The following is an 8,866-nucleotide window of genomic DNA, read 5'->3' as shown; positions in this document are numbered from 1 at the left end:
AATCCCCACCGCATTTTCACGGTTATCTTTGTTCAATGCCTCAATCTCTTCAAGCTGGCTTACGTTCTCAGCAAGGTCTTTTTGAAGCAGTGTCAAATCGCTCTGACAGGCATTCAACAAACTTTCTGTTAAACTGCTAATCAACTCAGATAAAACGGCATTATTTTTAAATGTCGCGTTCTCCACCTTTAGTTGGGTAAGTTCATTTTGCAGCGACTGATTACTTTTTTCGAGTTCTGCGATTTTTGCATGAAGAGGCGCTACATCTTCAACCGTGGTTTTATTTCCAAAGAACATTTGCAACCTTACCTTATAATAAAAATTAAATATAATTCTATATTAGTATCGTCACTTATTGGTCGCTTATCTATTGGTTTTAAATGACTTTTTAGTGACTTAATATTATTCAGTTAATAATTAGAATAAATAATTATATAATTAAAAAAATACTTTCATTTATTTATTTATATGAAAGTATAGAGGTTATAATAGAGGGTAATGTATGCAAAATTTACATTTTTTAAAGTTGAAAACGGCACTTTATGCTGAGGACGATGAAATCACTCGGACACAAATAACCAAAATTCTCAAAATGTTATTCAATCAAGTATACGTTGCATCTGATGGTGAAGAAGCATTACGGCTTTATGAAGAAAAACATCCTGATATTATTATAACTGATATTAAAATGCCTCGTTGTGACGGACTATCTCTTATTACTAAAATTCGAAAATATAACTACCATATTCCGGTTATACTCATGAGCAGCTATGCTGAACAAGACATGCTTCTTAATGCAGTAAATCTTTCAATAGACGCTTATCTATTTAAACCGATTCAGTTTGAAAAATTTACCCTGGCGTTGAGTCAAGCATTTAAAAGGTTGCCGAAAGAGGAAGTGCTTTTGACACTCGATCAAAATATTCATTACAATACCTCTACAAAAGAACTTTACCGCGATGGAAAAACTGTTATATTAGGGGCAAAAGAGTATGATTTACTAAACCTTCTTATAGCACGATGCAACAAAACAGTGACGTATGATGAAATCATTCAAACAATTTGGCCATTTGATCCCATCAGTGACTCTACTCTTAAAAATACGATCCTTCGATTACGTAAAAAAATTGATTCAGATATTATTATTTCGGTGCGAGGAAGTGGATACCGTATTGATACAGTAAAAAAATAATATGAAAAATACCGTCATATCTTTGGATTGTTTATGATGCCTAATTTATTGCTAGGTATTAGCGATTCATCCTTAGTGATAGCTTTTCTTATCGGTTGTGTACTACTGCTCATTTCACTCTCCAGTGTTTTCCTTTATCGTATAAGAGGGCTTCAAAAGGAGCGTATTACTCTTCTACAAAAAAATGAATTGGACAATAAAATTTGTTTTTTACAATCACGTAATGCTTCTATAGGAGAGTTGACAGCTGATATTGCTCATCAGTGGAAACAGCCTCTTAATGCTATTAGCAGTATTCAATGTGCTCTTAAGGCTTCAATTGCGCTCGGGTATGAGATACCCAAGGATGAATTACAAACATCCATCGATTCAAGTGTGGAACTCCTCGCACATTTGGGTGAGACAATCGATACTTTTTACCGTTTTTTATCACAACATAAATCTAATAACGAAAAATTTAAGATTTCCGAACAGTTTGAAGCGATTCAAAAACTGACAGACTATGCCTTTAATAACAGTAAGATTGATCTTCGCTTTTTACATGATTCCAGTGTTTCGATAAAAGGAGATGCCAATGAGTTTCTTCATGCTTTACTCAATATCATTCTAAATGCCAAAGAAGCACTCGATAATATTTCTGTTTCATTTCCGTACATCGAAGTATTACTCTATGAGACGAACGATGCTGCAATCATTACCATCTCTGATAATGCAGGAGGAATTGACGAAGATATTATCGATACGATCTTTGATCGATACATCACATCCAAAACCAACGGTTCAGGACTAGGTCTCTATATGGCTCGTGAAATCATTGTCAATCGTTTTGGAGGTTCTGTTGCAGTTCATAATACAATTCATGGTGCCTGTTTTAGTGTTATTCTCCCTTTTGATGGCATAGATAACAGTGTATCGATACAGCATAATACAGAAGAAAAAATTCAACGCCTCACGGAACGTATTTTAGAACTCGAAGAAGCAAAAGAACATCTCACTAAATGGTCTAAAATATTTCATAATGCACACTGGGGAATCGCAATCCATATAGGTACAAGCAATGCATTTGAAATGACTAACTCTGCATTTAATGCTCTCTATGGTTATTCACCCGATGAAGTTGAAAACTTACGCTTTTGTGATCTGTTTTGTGAAGAGTCGTTTCCTGTGTTATCTGAAGCATCGTCTCATGCATTTGAAACCGGTCATGCTACATTTGAAGCACTTCACCGTCGTAAAGACGGTTCGATTTTCCCTGTTTTTATCGAGATAATCGTTATAAAAAACGATGAGGGTGACATTCTCTATCATATCGCCAATATTTGGGATAAGACTGATGAATACAAAAATGTCGATCATATTCGAATGTTGGGTACGGCATTAGATTCAACGAATGAAGCTGTATATTTGATTAGTACAGAAGCACAGATCCTATATGTGAATGACGGTGCATGTAGGATGCTCGGTTATAGTCGTGAAGAATTATTAAGTATGGCGATTATAGATCTTGACCCAAATTTTACCATTGAGCATTTTAGAACAAAACTTGAAAACTTGAAAAGAAATGTTGAGAACCATAAAGCTGCTAATACAATTATGGAATCAACGCATATCTGTAAAAATGGTCTATCGTTATCTATTGAAGTTTCGTCTACTCTGTTTCATATTGGAAATGATTTGTATGTTTTAGCGACGGTTCGTGATATAACTGAACAAAAAAAATCTGCTAAACAGATTATGTTGATTACTACTGCCATCAATAGCATGAGTGAAGCAGTATATGTAAACGACGATAGTTTATCAATCATATATGTTAATGAAAGTGCTTGCAAGATGTTGGAATATACTCAAAATGAATTACTCAACATGCGTATCGATCAAATCGATGTAATTCACTCATTTGAAGAAGTTTTTGAAGTAACACAAAAACTAACACTAAATGAATCGATAATTTTTGAAACGAAACATATCACAAAAACGGGACAAATTATTGATGTCGAAATTGTGGCTAATCTTTTCGAATTTGAAGGGAAAACACTTGGGTTATCTATCGTAAAAGACATTTATGAACGTAAACAGTCCCAAGAAGAGCTAATTAATAGCGAAAAAAAATACCGTACCCTCGTCGAAAACTCTAATGATAATATTATCCGCTATGATCGAAATAGACGAATTCTTTTTATGAATCGTACGTTAGAAAAAACACTTTCAGTTTCAATGGATGATATTATTGGTAAACGTCCTACGGAAATTTGGCATAATGCATATGATGAATTTGAAGGAATTTTAGAACAAGTCATAGCTACAGGTATAAATAGAGATTACAATCATAAGTTTATAGGCAAAGATGGAACTTCAAAACTTCACCATATTCAGTTTATTGCAGAATATGATAATGAGAATAATATAGTTGGTGCATTGATAATAGGTAGAGATATAACTTCATACATGAATATGAAAGATTTGTAACTAAGAATTTTGATTGATTTTAAAAAAAGATATAAGTCATCTGATTGTCACGTTGTACCATTATATGAATGACCAAAAGATGACCCATTAGTGTTAATATTAAGTATTAATAATAAAAATAAATCTTAGGATTAAATTAATGGGTAAGCTGCAATATATATTTGACAATTCAAAAGTCGGTATCGCAATTTGTAATGCGCTTATTAACCGTTTTGAGATGGTAAATCCTGCCTTTGCCGCTATTCACGGATATGATGTTCATGAACTCAACGGGACCTCTCCTGATGAAGTATTCGTACCGGAATATTTACAAAAACTTATGGCAGAATCTACCCACTTATGTGCAAAGAACAATTTGTCTTTTGAGACAACACATCTACGCAAAGATGGAACGCTGGTAGAGGTATCCGTGCACGTTACCCTGATAAAAAATGATCTGGGAATTGTGCAACAGCGAATTATCAATATTATCGATATTACTGATCGTAAACGGATGGAACAGCAACTGCAAGAAATGATCGAATTTAACCAAGAGATTATGAATACTATTCCCGATTTACTTTTTGAATTGGATAGAGAGGGTAATTATCTCAATATCTGGGCACAAGATGAGAGTCTTCTCGCGGCTAAAAAAAACATTATTTTGGGGGAAAATGTTCGTGATATTTTGACGAGAGATGCAGCAGAAATCTCATTACAAACTATTCGTGAAGTGGATGAACAAGGTCAATCTTTAGGAAATACAATATCTATCGATTTGCAAGATGGGAGAAAATGGTTTGAACTCTCTGCTTCCAAGAGGAAATCGAGCGGTACCTATATCCTGCTGTCACGCGATATAACAAATCGAAAGCTCCAAGAAGAACACTTAATTAAAACCAAAATTAAACTTGCTGCCGTTATCACTACGATTCCCGATTTGATTTGGGTCAAAGATGTTAATGGTGTTTATGTAATGTGTAATCCCGCATTTGAACACTTTTTCGGTGCATCTGCAGCTGATATTATCGGTAAAACTGATTATGATTTTGTTTCTCGTGAACAAGCTGACTTTTTTCGCCAAAAAGATAATGAAGCAATGCAATCGGGTGAAATATGCATCAATGAAGAGGAGATTAATTTATCTGATTCTGGACGACATATTTTTTTAGAAACTCGGAAAATTCCCGTCAAAAACGGTAATGAATTTATGGGTGTATTGGGAATTGGAAGGGATATTACTGAACGTAAAATGACTGAAAAAAAAATCGAGTATATGGCACATCACGATGCTCTTACCGGATTGCCGAACCGTACCCTTGCCAAAGATAGGGTTGAACAAATCATAGCCCATGCCAAACGTACAGAGACGAAAGCTGCTTTCTTGTTTATTGACCTTGACGGCTTCAAAGCGATCAATGATACACTGGGACATACTATTGGTGACATGATCCTAAAAAGTGTTGCATCACGACTCAAAGAGTGTATCCGAGAGAGCGATACGATTAGTCGTCAGGGGGGCGATGAGTTTTTGTTGATTTTATCAAATATTCAAGAGCCTAATGTTATCGCGTCTCTATCGAAAAAAATTCTTCTTGAATTGGAAAAACCGTTCGAGATCAATACCCATACCCTTTTTGTATCCGGCTCCATTGGGATAGCCCTCTATCCTGATCACGGTGGGACATTTGAAGTACTTCTCCAAAATGCCGATACCGCAATGTATAAAGCCAAAGAATCGGGCAAAAACAGATACCACTTTTATACCCAGCAAATGAGCCATAATTTGATCGGACAATTCAAGATACAGAATGATCTAAAAAGTGCTTTGGAAAACAATGAATTCATTCTCTATTATCAACCGCAGATTGATCTATCCTGTAATCGTATTATTGGTGTTGAAGCTTTGATACGATGGCAACATCCAATGATGGGTATGATGCCGCCGATACGATTTATTTCGATTGCCGAAAGTAGCGGGCTGATTGTTCCCATCGGGCAATGGGTTATCGAAGAGGCATGTCGCCAAGCCGCTCTATGGCAAGAAAAGGGAATAGATATTAGCGTTGCCGTTAATATATCGGCAATGCAGTTCAAACGGGGAAATCTCGAAAAAATCGTGAAAAATGCACTCCATACTTCCCAAATCGATCCGCATCGCCTTGAACTCGAACTCACCGAATCGATCATTATGCACGATGCTGATAAGACGCTTCAATCAGTTTGTAATTTAAAAGCACTGGGTGTTCAACTCTCGATTGACGATTTCGGTACAGGGTATTCGAGCCTCTCGTACCTCAAGCGCTTTGCCGTCGATAAGCTGAAAATCGATCAGTCGTTTGTTCGTGACATCCTCAAAGACAACGATGATGCCGTTATTGTGAAAACTATCATTCAAATGGCAAAAAATCTTAACCTAAAAACGATTGCTGAAGGTGTAGAAAACAAAGAAGTATTATCTATTGTAGAGAGCTTTGGATGTGACGAAGTGCAAGGATACCATTTCGCTAAACCGATGAAAGCAAGCGATTTTGAACGCTATTTTGTATCATATTCTATGAATTTGGTTGATCATGCAAGATGTGCTCTGAATAAAACGGTTAAACAAGTGCATGCGCCTTTAGCGCTTTAAGTGCTCTTTCACATAAGTAGCTATTTGACGCTCTTCGTCGGTCGCGATGACGAGGAGGGCGACACTGCTCTCATCGTCATGTATTTGAATCTCTCCATGACAGTTTTTATTCGGGTCTAAAATAATCCCCATGTGCTCCAACCCCTCACACACCATCTCATGGATAAGCGGTGAGTGCTCACCAATCCCACCCGTAAAGACGATAGCATCCACTCCGCGCAGTACCGCCATATACTCACCGAGCTGTTTTCGCAGACGATAGGCGAACATATCGAGTGCCAAGATCGCATTTTCATCACCTCGGTTTTTGGCATTAATGACACTGCGCAGATCGTTTGTCCCCGCGATGGCGAAGAGACCGCTTTTTTTGTTGAGGATCGTATCGACGGCTTCGATGCTCATACCGCTTTGATGAACCATATAAGCGATAATCGAGGGATCGATGCTTCCGCATCGCGTCCCCATCATCAACCCTTCAAGCGGTGTCATCCCCATCGAGGTGTCGATACTTTTTCCCCTCTCTATCGCGCAGGCACTCACCCCGTTTCCGATATGAAACGTGATGAGATTGATTTCATCGAGAGGCTTTTGCAAGATGTCTGAGGCTTGGAGCGCGACGTAGTGGTGCGATGTGCCGTGAAAGCCATACCGTCGGACATGATAGCTCTCATACCAATCATTCGGTAGAGGGTAACGGTAAGCATGAGGGGGCATACTCTGATGAAACGCCGTATCGAAGATCGCGAAATTCGGGACATTCGGTGCGATAGTCCGAGCGGCGATAATTCCCTCGATGTTGGCAGGGTTGTGGAGCGGTGCGAGGGGGATCAGTGCGGTGATTTCAGCGAGGAGATCATCATCTACAAGAGCGGGTTCATGAAACCTCTCCCCTCCGTGGACGACGCGGTGCCCGATGGCGTTGATTTGGGTAATGTCGATACCGTGAACGAGTAGCTGGGTGCGCATCACCTCAAACCCCTCATGATGATCACGAATCTCTTCGATAAGACCGTGATCAATCAGACGCAACGAAGCGGACTCATAGAGGCTGTATTTGATCGACGAACTTCCGGCATTGATGACGAGGATACTCATGGGTTCACGCTTTGGGCTTGGATGGCGGTGATGAGGACAGTGTTGACGATGTCGGCGATTTCGCATCCGCGACTGAGATCATTGACCGGTTTTCGTAAGCCTTGGAGTACCGGCCCGATAGCCACGGCACCTGAAGAGCGCTGTACCGCTTTGTAGGTGTTGTTTCCCGTGTTGAGATCGGGGAAGATAAAGATCGTCGCCTGACCTGCTACGGCAGAGTCGGGGAGTTTGATACGGGCAACGTCGGGATCGATAGCGGCGTCGTACTGGATCGGTCCCTCGATCAGCAGATGGGGGAATTTTGCTTTGACGATGGCGGTCGCTTCGCGTACTTTGTCCACATCATCGCCATGCCCTGAAGTTCCGGTGGAGTAGGAGAGCATCGCGATACGCGCCTCGATACCGAACGATGCGGCGCTCAGTGCCGAGGCGATGGCGATTTCGGCGAGTTCGGCGGCGGTTGGGTCTTGGTTGATCGCACAGTCGGCATAGACGAGCACTTTGGTATCCAGACACATAAAAAAGAGGCTGGAGACGAGGGAGATGGAGGGGATGGTTTTAATGATTTGCAAGGCAGGCAAAACGGTGTCTTGGGTCGTGTGAATGGCACCGGAGACCATTCCGTCCGCATCGCCGTTATAGACCATCATCGTCGCAAAGTAGGTATCGTGGGTCATGGCTTCTTGTGCGGTATGAAAACTGAGCCCTTTGTGGGAGCGCATTTTGTAAAACTGATCGACGTATTGTTCCATAAGCTCTGAGGTAGAGGGATCGATGATGGTCGCTTTTGAGATGTCAAGCCCCAACGTGTCGGCATGATGGTGGATACTCACCGGATCGCCGAGCAAGATGAGATCCACCACGTCACGTCGCAACAAGATTTCGGCGGAGCGTAAAATACGCTCGTCGCTACTCTCGGGGAGGATGATCCGTTTGCGTGAAGAGCGCGCCCTCTGATAGAGGCTGTACTCGAACATCGCGGGGGTGATAATATCGCTATGGATAGTTCGGATGCGCTCTTGGAGGAGATCGGCATCGATGGCGTTCATAAACTCTCCCATCGCGAGGGCGATTTTACGTTTTTGTTCAGGGCGGAAGGTTGGTGCAATCGTATCGATCAAAAGGGCGCTTTGGTAGGTGTCACTCTCTACGCTCAAAATCGGGATTGTTAAAAAATCGATACCGTTGATCAGCTTGAGAAAATTTTCCGGCAGTTCAAGCCCTCCGGTGAGCAAAATCGCCGCGATGGAGGGGAACTCTTTGGCATAGTTGGCATACATCACACTCACAATAATATCGAGACGATCCCCCGGAACGATGATGAGATCGTTGCTCTCGATACGACTCAGGAGATGTTCGATGTTCATGGCGGCGATTTTCGGACGGCGGATGATCCGATCCAAATCGGCTCCTCCCCCCACAATCACGTGAGCCCCTAATGCTTCTTTGACTTCCGCTACGCTGATACGGTCGAGTTCATCGATCTCCCGCATAAAAAAAGT

Annotated in this window: 6 protein-coding genes; 3 read left to right on the top strand and 3 right to left on the bottom strand. The window is 40.7% G+C overall.

Annotated features, from left to right (window positions below; genetic code table 11):
• The coding region (locus VFW36_RS05745; RefSeq protein ID WP_414720250.1) for a hypothetical protein at positions 1–297 on the bottom strand (297 nt) is incomplete at its 3' end.
• 205 nt (positions 298–502) lie between these two features.
• Here VFW36_RS05745 and VFW36_RS05740 point away from each other — a divergent pair.
• The 3 genes from VFW36_RS05740 to VFW36_RS05730 all read left to right on the top strand — a co-directional run bounded on the left by VFW36_RS05740 (position 503) and on the right by VFW36_RS05730 (position 6,269).
• Entirely contained in the window at positions 503–1,192 is a 690-nt protein-coding gene (locus VFW36_RS05740; RefSeq protein ID WP_329657855.1) for a response regulator transcription factor, read from the top strand.
• A 33-nt stretch (positions 1,193–1,225) separates the two neighbouring features.
• Complete coding sequence (locus VFW36_RS05735) at positions 1,226–3,658, top strand: PAS domain S-box protein (RefSeq protein ID WP_329657854.1); 2,433 nt, start codon at positions 1,226–1,228, stop codon at positions 3,656–3,658.
• A gap of 139 nt (positions 3,659–3,797) precedes the next feature.
• Positions 3,798–6,269 (top strand): sensor domain-containing protein, encoded by a 2,472-nt coding sequence (locus VFW36_RS05730; protein ID WP_329657853.1) that lies wholly within the window; start codon positions 3,798–3,800, stop codon positions 6,267–6,269.
• On the opposite strand, the gene VFW36_RS05725 is transcribed toward VFW36_RS05730, so the two are convergent.
• Together VFW36_RS05725 and pta are read right to left on the bottom strand one after the other, a co-directional pair.
• Entirely contained in the window at positions 6,258–7,364 is a 1,107-nt protein-coding gene (locus tag VFW36_RS05725; protein ID WP_329657852.1) for an acetate kinase, read from the bottom strand. The genes VFW36_RS05730 and VFW36_RS05725 overlap by 12 nt on opposite strands.
• Positions 7,361–8,866, bottom strand: a 1,506-nt coding sequence (gene pta / locus VFW36_RS05720) for a phosphate acetyltransferase (protein WP_329657851.1), incomplete at its 5' end; no start/stop codon positions are given. The genes VFW36_RS05725 and pta, both read right to left, overlap by 4 nt.

Origin of the sequence: Sulfuricurvum sp. (genome assembly GCF_036279695.1) — a bacterium.
Taxonomy (GTDB): Bacteria; Campylobacterota; Campylobacteria; order Campylobacterales; family Sulfurimonadaceae; genus Sulfuricurvum.
Note: the sequence above shows the minus strand (reverse complement) of the source record. Positions and strands in the feature narration are given on the sequence as shown.

Bases quoted from the DNA above. Each gene is read 5' to 3' on its own strand.
- VFW36_RS05740 (WP_329657855.1), top strand. From the start codon at position 503: ATGCAAAATTTACATTTTTTAAAGTTGAAAACGGCACTTTATGCTGAG.
- VFW36_RS05735 (WP_329657854.1), top strand. From the start codon at position 1,226: ATGATGCCTAATTTATTGCTAGGTATTAGCGATTCATCCTTAGTGATA.
- VFW36_RS05730 (WP_329657853.1), top strand. From the start codon at position 3,798: ATGGGTAAGCTGCAATATATATTTGACAATTCAAAAGTCGGTATCGCA.
- VFW36_RS05725 (WP_329657852.1), bottom strand. From the start codon at position 7,364: ATGAGTATCCTCGTCATCAATGCCGGAAGTTCGTCGATCAAATACAGC.